The 449-nt window shown below is 73.5% G+C and carries 1 pseudogene; it reads right to left on the bottom strand.

The window, feature by feature from the left end:
- A pseudogene (locus AOK03_RS38485) lies at nucleotides 1–449 on the bottom strand (tetratricopeptide repeat protein); the annotation flags it as partial.

Raw genomic sequence — 449 nt, 5'->3', positions numbered from 1 at the left:
GAGCCGGTCCGACGCGTCGGTGCTGCCGTCCTTGTCGGACTCGACGGCCTTGGCGAACCACTCCCGGGCCTCGTCCTCACGCCCCGCGACGAGCAGCGCGTCGGCGTACGCGTACCGCAGGCGGGCCGTCCAGGGCTGCACGGAGTTCGACGCCAGCTCGGGGCTCTGCAGGGTCACGATGGCGGCATCGAGCTGGTCCATATCGCGGCGGGCCCCGGCGGCGACGAGCCGCATCTCGACCTGCCCCGCCTTGTCGAGCTTGTGCACCTCGGGTGCACCGGCCATCTCCAGCGCCTTCTCGGGCCTGCCGAGCCCGCGCTCGCAGTCCGCCATGACGGGCCACAGGTCGACGGTGCCGGTCATCCGACGCGCGGCCCGGAACTCGGCGAGCGCCTCGCTGTACTTCTGGTTCGCGTACGCGGCGAAGCCGGCGGCCTCGCGCACGGCGG

Source organism: Streptomyces atriruber, from assembly GCF_001418325.1.
Lineage (GTDB): Bacteria > Actinomycetota > Actinomycetes > Streptomycetales > Streptomycetaceae > Streptomyces > Streptomyces atriruber.
The sequence above is the reverse complement of the archived record's forward strand: the minus strand, read 5'-3'. Positions and strand labels throughout refer to the sequence as shown.